We start from the raw sequence: 18,288 nt of genomic DNA, 5'->3' as shown, positions 1-18,288 counted from the left end.
GCAAGCCGACGTACTTCCGTGGCCACGGTGTAGACGAGGCACGATGACCGTCTCAGATCCAACGGCGAAACCGGCGGAATCGGCGGACCCGGAAAGCGCCGTCGAAACCGCCCGTCGGCAACTCGAGCGAGCGGCCACCCATCTCGACGTCGACGATGGGATCGTCGAACGGCTGCGTCACCCGACGAGCGTCTATCGGGTGACGGTTCCCCTCGAGCACGACGACGGCTCGAGGGAGATGTACACGGGGTATCGAGCCCACCACGACAGCGGTCGCGGACCGTACAAGGGCGGGTTGCGCTACCACCCCGACGTGAGCGAAGAGGAGTGTATCGGGCTCTCGATGTGGATGACCTGGAAGTGCGCCGTGATGGACATCCCCTTCGGCGGCGGCAAGGGCGGCGTCGTCGTCGATCCGAAGGACCTCAGCGCGGACGAACGGGAGCGACTCACCCGTCGCTTCGCGGAGGAACTCCGCCCCGTTATCGGACCGATGCGGGACATCCCTGCCCCCGACATGGGAACCGACCCGCAGACGATGGCCTGGTTCATGGACGCCTACTCGATGCAGGAAGGCGAGACGACGCCGGGCGTGGTCACCGGTAAACCGCCCGTGATCGGCGGATCGTACGGCCGCGAGGAAGCGCCCGGTCGAAGCGTCGGTATCGTCACGCGCGAGGCGATGGATTACTACGAGTGGGATCGCGAGGAGACGACCGTCGCCGTGCAGGGATTCGGGAGCGTCGGCGCCAACGCCGCCCGATACCTCGACGACCTCGGTGCGTCCGTCGTCGCCGTTTCGGACGTCGACGGAGCCATCTACGATCCCGACGGACTCGACACCAACGACGTCGAAGATCACGACGAGACGCCGGGAATGGTCTCGGGCTACGACGCACCCGAGACGCTCACGAACGACGAACTCCTCGAGTTAGACGTCGACGTGCTCATCCCCGCCGCCATCGGGAACGTCCTAACCGCCGAGAACGCCCGCGACGTTAGCGCCGACATTATCGTGGAGGGGGCCAACGGCCCGACGACCTCGAGCGCCGACGAAATCTTCGAGGAGCGAGGCATCCACGTTATCCCGGACATCATCGCCAACGCCGGCGGGGTGACGGTCAGTTACTTCGAGTGGCTCCAGGACATCAACCGCCGGAAGTGGCGGCTCGAGCGCGTCAACGAGGAACTCGAGACCGAGATGCTCCGGGCCTGGAACGCCGTTCGAAAGGAGTACGAGGCCCGGGACGTGACCTGGCGCGACGCGACGTACATCGTGGCGCTCGAGCGGGTCGCCGACGTCCACGAGACGCGCGGACTCTGGCCGTAGCCACCGGACGTGCGGTCGTCCCCGTCGTCCTCACAGTGTTTCCCGTTTCATTTCGGCACCCACACCCCTCGTTCAGAGTGAAAGAGCGATCGGAGGCGAGGGAGGTCAGCGGGCCGGAACCGCGCGTAACCGACTCAGGAAAAGGAGGAGAGGTCGGTGTCGTGTGCTCTCGACGGGCTCTCGGTACCCGAAAGTCGGTCGTACGTCGGGAGCTCCTCGAGCGAGGAGTCCCGTCGCACGGCCTTCACGATGTGTTTCGGGTCGGTGACGAGCCGGTGGAGGAGGTAGCTCCCCTGCGACCGACCGCCGCCGGTCTTCTCGGATTCGATGACGCCGAGGAACGCTTGCTCCTTGAGCTGTCGGTACAGTCCGTTCTCCGTGATCGGATCCGTGGCGACCAGTTCGCAGATGCCGACGTAGCGCTCGTAGACCTCTCGCGTCTTGTAGGTCTCCCGGTCGCCGGTGATGATGCGACTCGCCAGCGCGTAGAGGGCGAGTTTCGCGTGCACCGTTGCGCCGCTCGTGAGTTCTTCGATTCGGTTGATCTCGGCGACCTCCTGGGCCTGCTGGATGTGGTCCTCCGAAACCGTCTCCGAACCGGTCCGTCGAGCGAGTTCGCCGGCTTCCTTGAGAATCTCGATCGCCTTCCGCGCGTCGCCGTGTTTCTTGGCTGCGAGTGCTGCACAGAGTTCGATCGTCCCGTCCTCTAAGACCGCCGGCTGAAAGGCGTCCTCGCGGTTGCGCATGATCTCCCTGAGCTGGGAGGCGTCGTAGGGGTGAAAGAACAGCTCGCGGTGGCCGAAGCTGCTGTCGATGCGTTCGTCGAGCGTCTCCCGATACTTGACCTTGTTACTGATGCCGATGACGCCGATGTAGGCGTCCGTCTTCTGGGCCTCTCGAGCGCGCGAGAGCTGCATTAGGATATTGCTGTTGTCCAGTTTGTCGATCTCGTCCAAAATGACGATGATCGCGTCGAAACACGCCTCGAGGATCTGCCAGATGTGCTGGTAGTACTCCATGGTGCCGACGCCGCGGACCGGAATGTTCTCCTGATAGTCGGTCTGCTCTTTCAAACTGAGCGCCAACTGTCGCGTCGCACGCGTCTCCGTGTTTGCCTCGGAGCAATCGATGTAGAGAACGCCGCAGTCGATCTCGTTCGTTCGGGCGGCGTCCTGTGCTCGCGTCGCGACGTGTCGGGAGATAAGACTCTTTCCGGTGCCGGTTTTGCCGTAGATCATCACGTTGTTCGGTGGATCGCCGCGCGTGATCGCACCGACTTCGGCCGCGACGGATTCGATCTCGTCGTCCCGACCGACGATACGGTCCTCGTCGGGAACGTGTCCGACGTGGAGGAGTTCCTTCCGATTGAAGATGGGATCGTGAGAGTGGAAGAGCGGGTCCCCAGCCTGGTCAGCCATACCTCGGTCGTCGAAGACGGACATAATAAATCTATGGAAGGTAGTTCAGACTGATAAACGGAGGGTAGCTGTGTTAGTTCGCGTCAATTCGGCCGATATCACTCGAGGGCGATAGAACCCGAGTTCAGACTGAACCAGTCTCGAGACCGACTCGGACACCAACAGGAGCATCGACGCTCGCTGTCGACCGTGATTACGACCCCCACACCCCCCGTTCAGAGTGAAAACAGCGTGCAGCTGTGGGTGGGACGAGCCACAAGAGACCGGAGATGCGGTAGAGCGTTGAACTGCGGACCGGTCGATCGGCGACAGTACAGATTGGACGTACCAGCGTCGACGGATGTGGACGTCGTTGATGGGTATGGACATCGTCGATGGTGTGGACACCGTCGATGAGTGTGGACACCGTCGATGAGTGTGGGCGCTGTCGAGATATGTGAACGTATTAGAAATGGGAGAACCGTCTTCAGGACCTCGAGAACCTCGATTTCCGCTTTTTCTATCTTCTATCGGTATCCACCTAGCTAGTATAGTAGCATTATATCTTTCGATAGTGGATACAATGTCCTACTACCGAATGCATATATGTCGTCTTGAAGATCGCATCGTTCCCACGAAACGACCCGTCTAACCGCCTCCAATTCAGCGCCAGCGTGGAGTGGCCACCGTCGTTCCACTGCAGCCGCTACCCGTTTCACTCTGAATTGGGTGTGGGGGTCCTGATCCGACGTATCGATTGCCGGGAGACAGTCCGCAACTGACTTGCCTCGAGCCGCCTCCCCGTTCACCTCGGTTCTCTCCCCGTTCAGAGTGAAAGAGTCCTGAATCGATAATCGATCGACGGTGCTGTTCGGACACCCACCTCGTTCCGTTTAGCGTCGTCTGTCACCGCTCAACGCTCCGTGTGGACTGCGACAAAACGAGCCGTCGCATCGTCCCCGTTTCACTCTGAACGACGGGTCTCCCCCTGGTGAGTACTACGGCGATTTCGAGCCAGCAATCGTACACGGACACTCGCTCGAGTCGTTTCACTCTGAACGAGGGGTGTCCGTCGGCGAACGCTCTCGGATCGACGACGGTTGCACGGCAGGCGCCAGTGTCACGGTCTCCTCCATTCGCGGCTCGACGACCCGTTTATCGCCGGCGCGAGACGCATCCAGGATCGGACCGCATTGGCCACTGAAAAGTGACCGAGCGACCAGTATACTAGCTCATATCGAGATCTTGGGTGAACGGGATACTGTGCACCATGATAGATATTCGCTACGCTTATCCTCCCGTCCGAAAAAGAGGCCAATATGACCGAGGGCGCGAATCCATTCGAAAGCCTCCAGTCACAGATCGACGAGGCTGCAACTCATCTCGAGGTCGGTGACGACGTCATCGAACGGCTCAAACATCCCGAGCGCGTGCTCGAGACCAATCTCACGGTCGAACTCGACGACGGCTCGCTCGAGCGGTTCAAAGCCTTTCGTTCGCAGTTCAACGGCGACCGCGGACCCTACAAGGGCGGCATTCGGTACCACCCGCAGGTCTCCCGCGACGAGGTGAAGGCGCTGTCCGGCTGGATGGTGTACAAGTGTGCAACCGCCGGGATCCCCTACGGCGGTGGTAAGGGCGGAATCATCATCGACCCCGACGAGTACTCGGAGGCCGAACTCGAGCGCGTCACCCGCGCGTTCGCGACGGAACTCCGTCCCATGATCGGCGAGGACCGCGACATTCCTGCACCCGACGTGAATACGGGCCAGCGGGAGATGAACTGGATCAAAGACACGTACGAGACCTTAGAGAACACCACCGAGCCGGGCGTCATCACGGGCAAGAACATCGCCAGCGGCGGCAGCGAGGGTCGCGTCGAGGCCACCGGCCGATCGACGGTGATCGCCGCTCGCGAGGCGTTTGACTACCTCGATAAGGATCTCGAGGGAGCGACGGTCGCCGTCCAGGGCTACGGTAACGCCGGCTGGATCGCCGCGAAACTGATCGATCGGATGGGTGCGACCGTGGTCGCCGTTAGCGACTCGAGCGGCGGCGTTTACAACCACTCCGGGCTCGATCCGGTCGCGGCCAAAGACCACAAGAACGAGACCGGCAGCGTCGTCGGCTACGAGGAGAGCGAGGAGGAACTGACGAACGAGGACGTCCTGACGCTGGACGTCGATCTGCTGATCCCCGCGGCGCTCGAGAACGCTATCGACGCCGACCTCGCCGAAGACGTACAGGCGGACGTCATCTCCGAGGCCGCGAACGGACCACTGACGCCCAAAGCAGACGCGATCCTCGAAGGAGACGTCTTCGTGATTCCGGACATCCTCGCCAACGCCGGCGGGGTGACGGTCAGTTACTTCGAGTGGGTGCAGAACCGCCAGCGCTTCTACTGGACCGAGGAGAAGGTCAACAGCGAACTCGAGGACATTATCGTCGACGCCTTCGACGCCCTCGTCGAGACGCTCGAGGAGTACGACCTCGAGAACCCCCGTACCGCCGCGTACGTCGTGGCGATTCGGCGAGTCGCCGACTCGTTCGAGGAAGCCGGAACGTTTCCGTAAACTGCCTCGGGGATCGAACCGAACGACCGAACGCCGAATTCGTCCGCACACATCTACTTCCGGACTGATACGTCGCGTCGTGACTCGGTATCTTTTTGACGGTCGCTGGCGACCGACCCACAGAGCGAATGGTACGCGAACGGCTCGCCGACTATCGTGATCGCGTTCGCGGCCAACTCCTCGCGGCGTTCCGCGAGGAGCACACCCCGAATCAAGTTGCAGCGAGCTTCGCGATCGGCATCTTCATCACGGCGATGCCGACCGGGGGGCTCGGAATCGGATTGTTTTTCATCCTCATCTCGATCTGGTCGTGGATCAGCAAACCTGCGATATTCGCCTCCGTCGCCGTACTCAACCCGTTTGTGAAACCGCTGGTATATCTCGGGAGTTTTCAGGTCGGCGCACTCCTGCTCGGTTCGGAGTCCGTCGGCTCGCTCGACGGGACGGCCACCGAATCGGCGTGGGTCGCGATCAAGCAGCTACTCCTCGGAAACCTCATCATCGCGACGTTCCTTTCGGCGATCGGATACGTTACCGTCTTGCACTTGACGCGGGCCCACCGACGGCGATCAAGACGGCGAACGGGAACGTCACTGCTGTCGATTCTGGTCGGCTTCTTCCGACGGAAGTAGTCGATCGAACGCGTCGTCCGTAGCTCGCTCGGCCACCTCGAGCGTCCCTCGGCACCTGCTTCGAGCGGCGAGAATTGTCTCTGGCACAATTGTTTCCCCTGATGCACACAGTCTCGGATCCAACAAACTCATATGAACGGACTATCGATTGGGAGGAAAATGAAACGACGCACCGTACTCGGCGGACTCTCCATCGCGGGGCTCACGAGTTTGGCGGGCTGTCTCGGTATCGTCGGCATGGACGAACACGAGTCGTCGCCGGTCGGCGTCGAAGCGAGCGTTCGCGACGAGACGGGCTACGCTCAGACCGACATCGACGACATCGTCGTCGAGGAGGAGGTCGGTGCCAGCATCGCCACGGAGACGATCTCCGTCACGAACTACATGACCGAACACGAGAAATCGGTGAGCGTCGGACCGCTCGACGGCCAGCGCGCGGCCGTCTTCATCGTCCTCACGACGCCACAGATCAGCATCGCCGGGCGAAACGTCAATCCGGTCGAAGATATGTCCGCCCAGGAGATCATCGAGTTAGTCGAGGACAACTACGACGATATCGGCGACATCTCCCACGACGAGGACGACGAAATCACGATCCTCGGCGGGGAGACAACCCGGTCTCGGTTCGACGCCGACGCGACGTTCGACGGCCACGACCTCGCGGTCGATCTCCACGTCAGCGAGGCCGTCGAAACGGAAGACGACGATCTGCTCGTGACCATCGGGGTCTATCCGCAGGATCTCCGCATGCAGGAAGAGTCGAACGTCCTCGAACTTATGGAGGGCGTGACTGCCGATATCGATACGAACGACGACGGAAGCGACGAGAGTGAAAACGGTGGAACCGACGACGATGCAGGCGGCGAGAACGGCGACGGCGATGGCGACGACGATGAGAGCGAGGACGACGACGATGGGATACTCGGCACCCTCGAGTAGCCGCCCGGTTCGACACCCGCCGCACCACTGATTCTCGCTTCGTCGCTCAGACGAGACCGGATCCGTACGCGACACTGACGAGTCCTACAGCGACGAGCACGACGCCGGCAGCTTTCGTCACCCGAACTCTGTCCGCGTCCTCGAGGGTGGCGCCGTCGTCGTCATCGAGCGGGGCCATCCCCTGCCGGTGCTGAGCGGCGACGATTGCGGGCGCGTACCGAACGCCGGCGAGGCCGAGGGCGACGAGCGCGAAACCGAGCAGTGTGAGACTCACGGGTTCGGAGACGGAGCTACAGCCCCAGCTCGCGACCGATCACGAGATGCTGGATCTCGCTCGTTCCCTCGCCGATCTCCATCAGCTTCGCGTCCCGGTAGAACCGCTGGGGGGCGAAGTCGGTGGTGTAGCCGTAGCCGCCGAGCACCTGAACGGCGTCCTCGGCGACCTCGCGGGCGGCCTCGCTGGCGTCGAGTTTCGCGAGGGCCGACTCGCGAGTGACCGGCTCGCCCTTGTCGTAGGTGCGAGCGGCCCGGCGGGTGAGCAGTCGTGCCCGCTCGGTCTTGCGGTGCATGTCGACGACCTTGTCGCGGATGGCGTCGAACTTCGAGATTGGCTGGCCGAACTGCTCGCGTTCCTTGCTGTAGGTCTTCGCGTGCTCGTAGGCCCCCTGGGCCAGCCCGGTCGAGAGCGCGGCGATCGAGATTCGCCCGCCGTCGAGCGTCTTCTTCGTCTGGTTCCAGCCCTCGCCTTCCTCGCCGAGGAGCCGGTCTTCGGGGAGTCGAACGTCCTCGAAGCGAATCTCGCAGGTCGGCGAGGCGTTCAGTCCCATCTTTTCCCAGATCGTACTCACCTCGAAGCCGTCGTCCTCGGTGGGATCGACGATGAACGTCGAGATGCCGTCGTAGCCCGCGTCGGGGTCGGTGACGGCCTTGACGAGAATCGAGCCGGCTTCCGAGGCGTTGGTGATGAACTGTTTAGTGCCGTTCAACACCCACTCCTCGCCCTCCTTTTCCGCTACGGTGTCCATATCCGACGCGTCGGAGCCGCTCTCGGGTTCGGTCAACGCCCAGCCGCCGAGGTACTCGCCCTCGGCGAGCGGGCGCAGCCAGCGTTCCTTCTGGGCGTCGGTGCCGAACTGTTCGATCGGTTTCGACGCGAGCGACGTGTGTGCGACGTAGGAGAGCCCGATCGAGCCGGAGACCCGACCGAGCTCCTCGGCGACGAGCGCGTACATGAGTGTGTCACCACCGAGTCCGCCGTACGTCTCGTCGATCGGAACGCCCATCATATCCAGTTCGGCGAGTTGCTCGAAGATCTCCGCGGGGAACCGGTGTTCGTCCTCGATCTCCTGGGCGATCGGTTCGATTTCGGCGTCACAGAAGTCCCTGACGGTCTCTCGGACCATCCGGTGCTCGTCGGGTAGCTCGGTGTCCATACGCAATACTTGCCGAGGGACGGAATAAACGCACCGACGGCGTTCGTCGACCGTTGGTCCGACAGCGCTGTCGGGTCGGTTTTACGCCACCCGATTCAGTCCCGCGGGACCACAAAGCATATTGCCCCAACCGGTAACCACTCTGGTAGGACGGTGGACAGCGGGTAGGGGTACTCGCGGTTTCTGTCCACCAATATATTATCCGCGTAGCGACTCGTCTCGCTCCCGTTCAGTCCCATGATACGAGAGCGACCGGCCCGTCTTGGCCGGCTTACGCACGCGTCGTCAGATACAGCGTGTCGTGATCGTGCGTTCTGCGATCCGATCACCGCGAAAGTAGAACGGCACCCGCGTCAACTGCGCGGATTCGCTCAGGGCGTTACCAGCCGCGGTCGTCGTCGCGATCGTCAGACCCGTTCGAGTCGTCTGTTTCGTCCGCGTCACTCCACGGATCCGACTCGTCCGTCCCGTCAGCGTCACTCCATGGGTCCGAGTCGCCCCACTCGCGGTCGTCGTCGCTCGTCCGACCCTGCTCCAACCGGTCGCGGTCGTCTCGAGCGTCGTCGTCCCACGTATCGCCTCGCTCGCCGGATTCGCCGCCGTCAGCGCGCACCGCGGCGCGCTGCTCGGGGATGAGATCGAGGTCGGCGTTGGTATCGCCGAGCAACAACAGCGCGTAGTACTGGAAGTAGGTCGCGATCGGCGTCCAGACGAGCGCGACGAACAGCAGGATCGTCAGGAACGCGACGATGCCGACCAGCACCGAGAGAAATACGCCTATTTCGCCGGCAGCGAGTATCAGCAGGGCGATCACGATGACAAACGGAATCAGTAGTGCGAGCACCCCAAACGCTAGCACGAACCAGACGGCGATGGTGATCGCGAGCGAAAGTATCCAGACGAGGATCAAGTAGACCAGATACTCCGTCCAGTTCCCTTTCAGCGTCGGCCAGAACCGACGCCAGCCGCCGAGGACGCCCTGATCCTCGAGCAACATGATGGGCGCGACGAACTCGTCGGTGAACCGTCGGGCGAGCGAGTAGACGAGATACAGTCCGATGCCGTACAGCGCGTACAGCGCGACGAGAGCGCCCGAGAGGGCGTCGAACCCGCCCTGCAGCCAGATCGCCACTGCCGGAGCACTCCCGAGAACCGCGGCGACGAGCAGCAAGCCGACTCTGAACAGGAACAGCCGAAGCCCGTTCCCGAGGTTCGCGCTGAAGTATCGTCTCACGTGGACCTCGGTCGTCCGGAGCGACTCGATGAAGACGAACTGCATCACGGCGCTGATGATCGCGTACAGGAGCCAGAGGAAGAGGATGATCCCGACGACGACCAACAGTAAAACGAGGAGTTCTTCGACAGGGAACTCCTCTTCGAACTCTTCGACCTCGCCGGGCGTCTCTTCCTCGAATATCGGTTCGTCGGCGAACGTGCCGACGTCCCCGCCGGGGATCGTCGGGCCGCCCATTCCGAGCGAACTCACGAAGAAGACGACAATCGCGAGTTTGACCCACATCCCTAAACTGACCGGCGTCAGGAAGTTCCGAGTTGTCTCCAGTGCGTCGCTGAGATCGTCGATCGCATCCATGTTGTCCACACATTTCATTCGGCTGTTGATAATGATACTGCTCCGCTCCCCTCGCCCGAATCAACCTCCGGACGACCGGGTAGGCCGCTGGTTGGCTGGGTTAATCCTTGGGCAGCCCCGGTGGTTCACTGCGGGGACGGCGGCGACCCGGAAGAGTCGCCACTAGTGGATACGTCTCGTCGACGACAGTTCGGGACGCATTTAACACCCGAGCACCCACATCCGATATATGGATATCCGCCGGCTCGCCCGAGGAAACGTCGAGTGGGATCGCCTCGAGCGCGTGATCCGGACGCTGGCGGATCGGTACGACCGCGAGGAGGTTCGCGTGGAGTTTCTCGAGGCCGACAACTGGCTGTCGACGCCTTGCGTGATCGACGAGCGATGGTTCGTCAAGATCGTCTCGCGGCAGAACGCGCTCGTCCACGCGGTGTTGACGACGGGGCGAAACGTCGGTGCCGTTTCTGCAGGTACTGGGGGCTTTTTCGGCCGATTCGACACGCCCCGGGAGATGGTCGAACACGAGTACGAGGCGACCGAGCGAATGCGCGAGATCGGCATCAACGCACCCCAACCGATCGAAGCGTTCGAGGTCAACGGGCTGGGCGTGCTCGTCCTCGAGTATCTGCCGGAGTTCCGATCGCTGGACGACGCGCCCGACTGGCTCGTCGCCGAGCGCGCGACGGACCTGTTCGACATGCTAGCCACCCTCCGAGATCACGGCATGGCCCACGGCGATCTGCGCGCCGAGAACATTCTGCTGTGTGAGGGCGAGTTCTACTTCATCGACGCCACCAACGTCCACGACGACCGAGTCGCCGAGACCACCGCCTACGATTTAGCCTGTGCGCTGGCCGTCCTCGAGCCACGGATCGGCGCCCGAGACGCCGTTCGGGCGGCCGCGACGGTCTACGAGCCGGAAGAACTCCTCTCGGCGCGCCGATTCCTCGATTTCGTCCGCCTCCGTCCCGACCACGAGTTCGATTCGACGACGTTACGGACCGAACTCGAGGCGGCGGCCGATCAGGGACAGCGCTGATCGGCTCCGCCAGAGACGGCGAATCGGCGTTTTCGTCTGCTATCGGGGGATCGTCGCCGAACTCGGTCCTGGGCCGAGACCCTGCCGTACCTCCGCTCGGGGTACGATACGCAGCGACCGGGCGTCACGCTCGAGTCGCTGGCCTGTGCAGGCACCACACGTTTTGAGAAGATTACACTATCCGTGTGCATGTGCGCTCGATTTACTGACGCCGATGTCGGCAAACGGGTCGAGACGGACGCCGGCGAGTCCATCGGGGTCGTCACGATGACCGGCGACGAGACGGCGTACGTCGAACTCAGTGAGGGTGCGACGGACTCGATCAAAGCCGTCCTCGACTGGAACGCCGATACCGACAACGTCGTCCCGATCGGCGGAGCCGTCGTCCGCGAAGTGACTGCGGACGTCGTCCGACTCGAGGGCAAGAACGCGCGGATGACCGACACAGAGTCCGAGCCCGTCTTCGACCGCGACGAGTCCGTCGGCCTCGAGGGTGAGGAACGCGACCGACGAGCCGCCGGTGACCAGCGCGACGAAGCTGACGGCGAGGAACCCGACGAGCCGGACGCTGCGGGCGAGGGCCGTTCGGGCGATGCGATGGAGCCCGAGACGGACGAGATGACCGAATCGGGGGCTGAGCGCCACCCCGAGAGCGAAGACCAGCCGCCGGAGGGTGATCGAACGGTGACGAAAGACCGCGGCGAGGAGGAGGACCGATGAGCGAGGACTCGATCTCGAGCGCGCCGATCCGAGTGATTTCGGGTCGCGCGACAGACGGCGATCCCGATCACCGACCGTAATCCGAACCAATGTCCCGTGGTATCGGCGAATTCGATCTCGTCCAGGAGTCGATCCCCGAGTGGGTAGCCGTCGTCATCGCCCTGCTCACCCAGTTGGGTGACGTCTGGTTTCTGGTGCTCGTCCTCACCGTGCTGTACTGGATCGACACGAGGGATCGGGACGACATCGCCGCCGTCGCGGGCGTCACGCTGGCCGGAATGGGGCTATACAAGGGACTCAAAGAGATATTTGGTCTCCCGCGCCCTGAAGCGCCGCTGCTCGATCCGACGCTGTTGCCGTGGCTCGTCCAGCCGCTGTACGAGGCGACGGCGACCGCCGGCGGCTACGGCTTCCCGAGCGGCCACGCGGTCAACACGACGATCGTCTACTTCGGGCTGGCGAGCGTTCTCTCGGTCGGCTCGAGACGGCTCCGATACGGCGTCGCCGCGTCGCTCGTCTCGCTGGTCTGTTTTACGCGCGTCGCGCTCGGCGTCCACTACGTCGTCGACGTCGTCGTCGGAGTTGCGGTTGGACTGGCCCTCCTGTTCGTCGCTCGAGCGCTCCTCCGGCGGGAGTTCGCCGACCGCGCGACGATCACGTTCGCACTGGGTATCGGATTCAGCGCGTTCTACCTCGTGATGAGCGATCGATCCCCGAGCGCGGTGTTCCTGCTCGCCGGATCGCTGGGGGCCTTCGGCGGCTGGCAACTGGTCATGCTCGGCCGACGGCTCGCCGTCGCCCCGTCGCGCTCGCGTTCGGTTCGCCCGATACTGGTACGTGGCAGCGCGGCGCTGATCGGTGCGATTCCGCTCGTCGCCGCGCTCGGCGGCGGATCGTTCGCCTCGCTCTCGACCGCGGCCGGGGTTGTGGGTCTCGTCACGGCGCTCGCCCTCGTGGTCCCAGTCGCTCGGCACTCGGACCGGGCACGGGAGCTGTACGGTCGCGTCCGCTATCCGAGGCGGTCGAACTGACGGCGGATCGACCCGGCGGCCGATCAGAACCCTGCGTCGCCACCCCCGTTCTGCGCCGACCACTCCGCGTGTGAATCACAACCAGGTTTTTCACGTCGCTCGTCGTCCGTTTCGGTATGAGCCAGCAAGCCACAGAGCAGGAGTACGGCCACTACATCGGCGGAGAGTGGACTGATGGAGACGGAGACGGAGACACGTTCGACAGCCGAAACCCGGCCACCGGCGAGACGCTGGCGACGTTCCAGCGTGGGACGGTCGACGACGTCGACGCCGCCCTCGAGGCCGCCGAAAACGCCTTCGACGAGTGGCGATCACTCTCTTACATCGATCGCGCGGAGTACCTCTGGGACATCTACCACGAACTGCGCGAGCGCCACGAGGAACTGGCCGAGATCGTCACGAAGGAGTGCGGCAAGGAGATTTCGGAAGGGAAGGCGGACGTCACCGAAGCCTGGCACATGGTCGAGTGGGCCGCGGGCAACGCCCGACATCCCCACGGCGACGTCGTTCCGAGCGAAGTCGGGGCGAAAGACGCCTACATGCGCCGCAAACCCCGCGGCGTCATCGGCTGCATCACGCCGTGGAACTTCCCGGTCGCGATCCCGTTCTGGCACATGGCTATCGCCCTCGTAGAGGGCAACACGGTCGTCTGGAAGCCCGCCGAGCAGACGCCGTGGTGCGGCCAGACCATCGCCGAGATGATGGACGACGCCGGAATTCCAGAGGGCGTCTTCAACATGGTTCAGGGCTTCGGCGACGCCGGCGCGGCGATCACGGACGACGAGCGCGTCGACACCGTCCTCTTTACCGGCTCCGCGGAGGTCGGCCACGAAATCTCGGGCAAGGTTGGCGGCGAACCCGGCAAACTCGCGGCCTGCGAGATGGGCGGCAAGAACGGGATCATCGTCACCGAAGACGCTGATCTCGACATCGCCGTCCACTCCGCGATCATGTCGTCGTTCAAGACGACTGGCCAGCGCTGTGTCTCGAGCGAGCGGCTGATCGTCCACACGGACGTCTACGACGAGTTCAAAGCGCGGTACGTCGATATCGCCGCGGATATCGCGGTCGGCGACCCGCTCGAGGATGACACGTTCATGGGGCCAGCTATCGAAGCTGACCACGTCGAGAAGATCCGCAAACACAACGAACTGGCCGAACAGGAGGGCGCGGAGGTACTGGTCGACCGGTTCGAACTCGGAGCCGAAGAGATTCCAGACGGTCACGAAGCGGGCCACTGGGTTGGCCCCTTCGTCTACGAAATCGAGTACGACACCGACCTGCGCTGTCTCCAAGAGGAGTGTTTCGGCCCGCACGTCGCCCTCGTCGAGTACGAGGGGGATATCGACCGGGCGCTCGAGATCCACAACGACACGCCGTACGGACTCGCCGGAGCGATCATTTCGGAGGATTACCGCCAGCTCAACCGGTTCCGAGACAGGGCTGACCTCGGGCTCGCGTACGCGAACCTCCCGTGTATCGGCGCGGAGGTCCAGTTGCCCTTCGGCGGCGTCAAGAAGTCCGGCAACGGCTACCCAAGCGCGCGAGAAGCCATCGAAGCCGTCACCGAACGCACCGCCTGGACGCTGAACAACTCCAAAGAGATCGAGATGGCCCAGGGGCTGTCGGCCGATATCACGACGAGCGAGGACTGAGCAGATAGCCGCGACTCCGTTCGGACTCGCCGTTCGCCACCCCTATCCAGAACGCTCCCGTCGTCCGTTTCGAACGGGGCGGCGGGTCCGCCTTCAGTCAACCACTACCGCGGTTCGAACGTCCACGTAGCCTCATCTTATCAGCCGTAACGGGGCAAAACCAAAGTCTCGAGGCGTGATCAGCCGTCCCATGGGGATTATCGAAGGAATCGGCGTCGCGTTAGCGATTGTGGGCGTCTTCGTCTACCTGTTTCCCAGAACGGTGTTCAGACTGGCGCTCTTCGGTATGTTCGCGAAGGAGCAGCTGAGCGCCTTCGGTCGGCGCACGCTCAAAACGATCGGCGCCTTCCTGGTTTTCGAGGGCGTGTTGATCCTCTCGCTGATCGCGTACTGACTCTCGAGAACTGGCACACAGCGGCAGTTTCGGTTCGCTATCGGCTGCCGATATCGGCGCCGTGTCGTCGAAAAGATGTTTTCAAGGAGCGCGATCAGCCGACGATCGACTCGGCCACGGCGATCAGTTCGTCTGCCGTGAGTTCCCCGCTGACGGTGTAGCTGAGTCCGTCGTCTTCCCACTCGATGATCGTCCTCGTTTCGGTGGCCTCTCGGATCGTTGCGTCGACGTCGTCGATCTCGACGGGGTCGCTGTCGGGTTCGAAGACGGGATCCTGAGCCTCGTCGGCGACGCCGACGGTCAGGAACGAGCCCGCCTCGTCCGTGTACTGCAGCGTCGCACTCCAGCCCACCATGTTCTCTCCGGCTAACACGCTCTCGAGCGTGTACTCATCGGGAACGTCCGGGCGAGGGAGATCGAACGGGACGTCTGCATCGGCAGCGTCGACGTCCGCGTACTGCTGGGGCACGAGCTCGTCGAAGTCCCTGATCTCGGCGTCCGCTGGCGGTTCGAACGCGAAGACCTCGTCGTCGATCTCCTCGTCGAACGCGACTTCCTCGAACGCGACGGTCGTCGTCACTGACGCACCGACTGCGGGCGTGACCTCCTGTTTCACGGGGTAGTCGGTCTCCTGGTCGATCCAGAGCGTCGCCGATTCGTAGAGCGCGTCGTCGCCGTCGCCGGTGAGTTCGAGGACGTAGACGTCGCGATCCGCGACGGTATCGGTTCCCTCGACCGACGCGTTCGTATCGGTCGTGAAGGCCTCGACGAAGCCGTCGTTCAGCGCCTCCTGGTCCTCCAGGTCGAATCCGAGCTCCATTCGGACGGCCTCGTTGTCGGCCTCGTCGTACATCCAGATCGTCGAACCGTCGGCGACCACTACGTCGATCGGTTCGGGCTCGTTCGTTTCGACGATATCAGCCCGGTACTGATCCGGCCCTCGTTCCCAGACCTCCTGGGTCGTCGTGACGGTCTCCGTTCCGTCGTCTATCGTCGTCGTCTGGATCCCCTGGACGGTCTCCACGTTCGATTCGGCGTCGAGCGCGGCCTCGAGCAACTCGTCGGCATCTGGCAGTTCCTCATCGGGCGGGTTCTCTTCGGGCAGGTCCTCTTCGACATCGTCGTCGACGCTCGTGTCGTCGTCTCCGGATCCCACTGCGCCCAGACAGCCGGCGGTGACCAACAGAAGGGCGACGACTACTGTCGAAACGTGTGCTCGCTTCATTGTTCTCAGTCTCACTTCAGCAATCCGACCTTATAAATCGGGAGTCGCGTTTTCTCGACCGGAACACCCGGCCGATTGCTGTCAGGAATGGAAGGAATCTCGCCTCCGGGAGGCGAATCGCTTATCCGACGGTTCGTGGAACAGCCAAACACATGAAAGCAGTCGTTCTCGCGGCGGGTCAGGGCACGCGCATTCGACCACTCTCGGATTCGGTTCCGAAACCGATGCTGCCGGTGGCAGACCGGCCGCTCGTGGCCCACACTATCGACGCCGCGGTCGACGCCGGAGCGGACGAAATCGTCCTCGTGATCGGCTACGAAGCCGACACGGTTCGGGACTACTTCGGCGCGGAGTACCGCGGCGTTCCCGTCAGCTACGCCGTCCAGACCGAACAGGCCGGGACAGCCCACGCCGTCAACACGGCCCGCGAGCACATCGAGGGTCCGTTCGCCGTCCTGAACGGCGACAACCTCTACGATCCCGCGGCGATCGATCGGCTCTTTACCGAGTGTCCGGCTATCTGTGCCATCGAAGTCGCAGAGCCGCGCAACTACGGCGTCCTCAGCACCGAGGGCGACTCGATCACCGGTATCGTCGAGAAGCCCGCCGATCCGCCGACGAACCTCGCCAACGCCGGGGCCTACGCCTTCCCCGAGGAGGCCAAAAAATGGCTCGAGGTCCCCGAAAGCGAGCGCGGCGAACACGAGATCACCGACGTCGTCGCTCGCGTGATCGACGAGTTCGACGTCACGCCCGTCACGCTCGAGCGTTGGCTCGACGTCGGCCGACCCTGGGAGCTGCTCGAGGCCAACGAGTGGAAGATCGGCGATCTCGAGCGCCGGATCGACGGCGACGTGAGCGAGGACGCCCACCTGCAAGGCGACGTGGTCGTCGAGGACGGCGCGACGGTGAAGCCGGGCGTCGTCGTCGAGGGACCGGCGCTGATCCGTTCGGGCGCGACCGTCGGGCCGAACGCCTACGTCCGCGGGGCGACCCTGATCGACGAGGGGGCGAAAGTCGGCCACGCTGCGGAGGTGAAAAACAGCGTGCTCTCCCGAGACGCGTCGGTCAGCCATCTCTCCTACGTCGGCGACAGCGTGCTCGGCCGCGACGTCAACTTCGGTGCCGGGACGAACGTCGCGAACCTCCGCCACGACGACGGGAATATCGAGTTCACCGTCAAGGGCGAGCGGGTGTCGACCGGTCGACGGAAGTTCGGCGTCGTCGCCGGTGACGGCGCGAAGACGGGGATCAACTCGAGTCTCTCGCCCGGACTGAAACTCGACACCGGCGCGACGACGCTGCCCGGTGAGACGGTCGATCGCGATCGCTAACCGAACACGAGACGTATCACTCGTCGAGCTGTATTCGAGCACGCATCTCGACAATCCACCACCGCTCGAGCGCTGTACGGCGAGGCTACTAAAGGAGTTCCCCGGCGTACGGTCGCTTCACTTCGACTGCAATGGCCCCAGCTATCGTCCACTTTCTCGTCGGCGCGTCACTCCTCCTCCTGCTGACGGCGCCGGTGGCGCTCCGAATCGAGACCGTTCGCCGGTATCAGTTGTGGCTGATTCTCGCCGGCGGTCTCTGGGGGCTCGCACCGGACGTCCACTACGTCGCCCCCGTCCTCGATCGTACCCTCGAGTCCCTCCACGATTCGCGGTGGGCCGACCTGTTCGCGTTCCACTATACGCTCGATCAGCCGGCGCTGACCGGGATGACGCTCGAATTAATCGTCGGTTCGATACTCCTCTTTTTGGTCGCGATCACCGTGTTTACGGCCGCGGGGAGTAGGAACGGATCCGCGAGCGGGTCGCGGGGCACCCAGTTCGTCGCGGCCATCGTCTGCGTCGCGCTCGCGGCCCTGATCGCCGGGGCCGCCCTCGGTGCCGGGCTGTACGCGACGAACCGGCTCGAGTCCATCGCCACGCTGTACGGTCGCGAGAGTGCCCGTGAAGGGGCAACGCTGCTGCTCGCGTGGAGCATCGTCACCGGCGCGGGCATCGCGGCGATCATCGCGCTGGCGGACGAAACCATGCGGGCGACCGATCCGGTCGCCGGGATCTCGGTCGGCATGCTGGTCGCCGTCGTGGGCTGGCTGTGTGGAATCGTCGTCGCCCTCCCACTCTGGATGCAGCGGTTTTTCGAACTCTCGCGGCCGTTCCCGTATCTTCACTGGCAGAGTCTGATCGGCCTGCTCGTCTTCGGGTTCGTCTTCGGCTGTTGCTACTCGCTGCTTCGTCGACTTCTCAGACCGATTACGGCCGGCGAGACTGAGTTTCAGGCCTCGAGTTCGACACAATAGCTTCGTTATCCCGCCCGATTA

16 protein-coding genes are annotated in these 18,288 nt (G+C 63.5%); 11 read left to right on the top strand and 5 right to left on the bottom strand.

Translation table 11 applies throughout. The features are described from left to right. Positions 1–43: 43 nt before the first annotated feature. The gene (gene gdhB / locus ACSFDB_RS02605; RefSeq protein WP_440769483.1) at positions 44–1,330 is read left to right on the top strand and encodes a glutamate dehydrogenase GdhB; all 1,287 of its coding nucleotides are present in this window, start codon (positions 44–46) and stop codon (positions 1,328–1,330) included. A 134-nt stretch (positions 1,331–1,464) separates the two neighbouring features. On the opposite strand, the gene ACSFDB_RS02600 is transcribed toward gdhB, so the two are convergent. Then, positions 1,465–2,748, bottom strand: coding sequence for a Cdc6/Cdc18 family protein (locus ACSFDB_RS02600; protein ID WP_440769482.1), 1,284 nt, complete (start codon positions 2,746–2,748; stop codon positions 1,465–1,467). 1,298 nt (positions 2,749–4,046) lie between these two features. On the opposite strand from ACSFDB_RS02600, the gene ACSFDB_RS02595 reads away from it, so the two are divergent. The 3 genes from ACSFDB_RS02595 (at position 4,047) to ACSFDB_RS02585 (ending at position 6,871) form a co-directional block, all read left to right on the top strand. Continuing rightward, a complete protein-coding gene (locus tag ACSFDB_RS02595; RefSeq protein ID WP_440769481.1) occupies positions 4,047–5,300 on the top strand; it encodes a Glu/Leu/Phe/Val family dehydrogenase in 1,254 nt (417 codons plus the stop codon). A 128-nt stretch (positions 5,301–5,428) separates the two neighbouring features. Further along, positions 5,429–5,932, top strand: a complete 504-nt coding sequence (locus tag ACSFDB_RS02590) for a DUF2062 domain-containing protein (RefSeq protein WP_440769480.1) — start codon at positions 5,429–5,431, stop codon at positions 5,930–5,932. 159 nt (positions 5,933–6,091) lie between these two features. Next, positions 6,092–6,871: a DUF6517 family protein gene (locus ACSFDB_RS02585; protein ID WP_440769479.1), complete on the top strand. Its 780-nt coding sequence runs from the start codon at positions 6,092–6,094 to the stop codon at positions 6,869–6,871. 46 nt (positions 6,872–6,917) lie between these two features. On the opposite strand, the gene ACSFDB_RS02580 is transcribed toward ACSFDB_RS02585, so the two are convergent. The 3 genes from ACSFDB_RS02580 to ACSFDB_RS02570 all read right to left on the bottom strand — a co-directional run bounded on the left by ACSFDB_RS02580 (position 6,918) and on the right by ACSFDB_RS02570 (position 9,895). Further along, a complete protein-coding gene (locus tag ACSFDB_RS02580) occupies positions 6,918–7,145 on the bottom strand; it encodes a hypothetical protein (RefSeq protein WP_440769478.1) in 228 nt (75 codons plus the stop codon). Between the two features lie 16 nt (positions 7,146–7,161). Further along, the gene (locus ACSFDB_RS02575; protein WP_440769477.1) at positions 7,162–8,304 is read right to left on the bottom strand and encodes an acyl-CoA dehydrogenase family protein; all 1,143 of its coding nucleotides are present in this window, start codon (positions 8,302–8,304) and stop codon (positions 7,162–7,164) included. 379 nt (positions 8,305–8,683) lie between these two features. Continuing rightward, a complete protein-coding gene (locus ACSFDB_RS02570; protein WP_440769476.1) occupies positions 8,684–9,895 on the bottom strand; it encodes a DUF7544 domain-containing protein in 1,212 nt (403 codons plus the stop codon). A 229-nt stretch (positions 9,896–10,124) separates the two neighbouring features. On the opposite strand from ACSFDB_RS02570, the gene ACSFDB_RS02565 reads away from it, so the two are divergent. From ACSFDB_RS02565 to ACSFDB_RS02545, 5 genes are all read left to right on the top strand, one after another. Then, positions 10,125–10,934 (top strand): RIO1 family regulatory kinase/ATPase domain-containing protein, encoded by an 810-nt coding sequence (locus tag ACSFDB_RS02565; RefSeq protein ID WP_440769475.1) that lies wholly within the window; start codon positions 10,125–10,127, stop codon positions 10,932–10,934. A gap of 189 nt (positions 10,935–11,123) precedes the next feature. Next, positions 11,124–11,654, top strand: coding sequence for a DUF8593 domain-containing protein (locus ACSFDB_RS02560; protein ID WP_440769474.1), 531 nt, complete (start codon positions 11,124–11,126; stop codon positions 11,652–11,654). Between the two features lie 89 nt (positions 11,655–11,743). Next, positions 11,744–12,685, top strand: a complete 942-nt coding sequence (locus tag ACSFDB_RS02555; protein ID WP_440769473.1) for a phosphatase PAP2 family protein — start codon at positions 11,744–11,746, stop codon at positions 12,683–12,685. Positions 12,686–12,801: 116 nt separating this feature from the next. Continuing rightward, positions 12,802–14,340 carry an aldehyde dehydrogenase family protein gene (locus ACSFDB_RS02550; RefSeq protein ID WP_440769472.1) on the top strand — a complete coding sequence of 513 codons (1,539 nt, stop codon included), beginning with the start codon at positions 12,802–12,804 and terminating at the stop codon, positions 14,338–14,340. Between the two features lie 190 nt (positions 14,341–14,530). Further along, entirely contained in the window at positions 14,531–14,734 is a 204-nt protein-coding gene (locus ACSFDB_RS02545) for a hypothetical protein (RefSeq protein ID WP_440769471.1), read from the top strand. Positions 14,735–14,828: 94 nt separating this feature from the next. Here ACSFDB_RS02545 and ACSFDB_RS02540 read toward each other — a convergent pair whose 3' ends face one another. After that, positions 14,829–15,959, bottom strand: a complete 1,131-nt coding sequence (locus tag ACSFDB_RS02540) for an outer membrane lipoprotein-sorting protein (RefSeq protein ID WP_440769470.1) — start codon at positions 15,957–15,959, stop codon at positions 14,829–14,831. 152 nt (positions 15,960–16,111) lie between these two features. Between ACSFDB_RS02540 and glmU the strand changes: the two genes are divergently transcribed. Beyond that, positions 16,112–17,293 carry a bifunctional sugar-1-phosphate nucleotidylyltransferase/acetyltransferase gene (glmU, locus tag ACSFDB_RS02535; protein ID WP_440769469.1) on the top strand — a complete coding sequence of 394 codons (1,182 nt, stop codon included), beginning with the start codon at positions 16,112–16,114 and terminating at the stop codon, positions 17,291–17,293. A gap of 131 nt (positions 17,294–17,424) precedes the next feature. Then, the gene (locus ACSFDB_RS02530) at positions 17,425–18,267 is read left to right on the top strand and encodes a hypothetical protein (protein WP_440769468.1); all 843 of its coding nucleotides are present in this window, start codon (positions 17,425–17,427) and stop codon (positions 18,265–18,267) included. Positions 18,268–18,288 lie beyond the last annotated feature (21 nt).

Origin of the sequence: Natronorubrum amylolyticum (genome assembly GCF_052040145.1) — an archaeon.
Lineage (GTDB): Archaea > Halobacteriota > Halobacteria > Halobacteriales > Natrialbaceae > Natronorubrum.
Note: the sequence above shows the minus strand (reverse complement) of the source record. Positions and strands in the feature narration are given on the sequence as shown.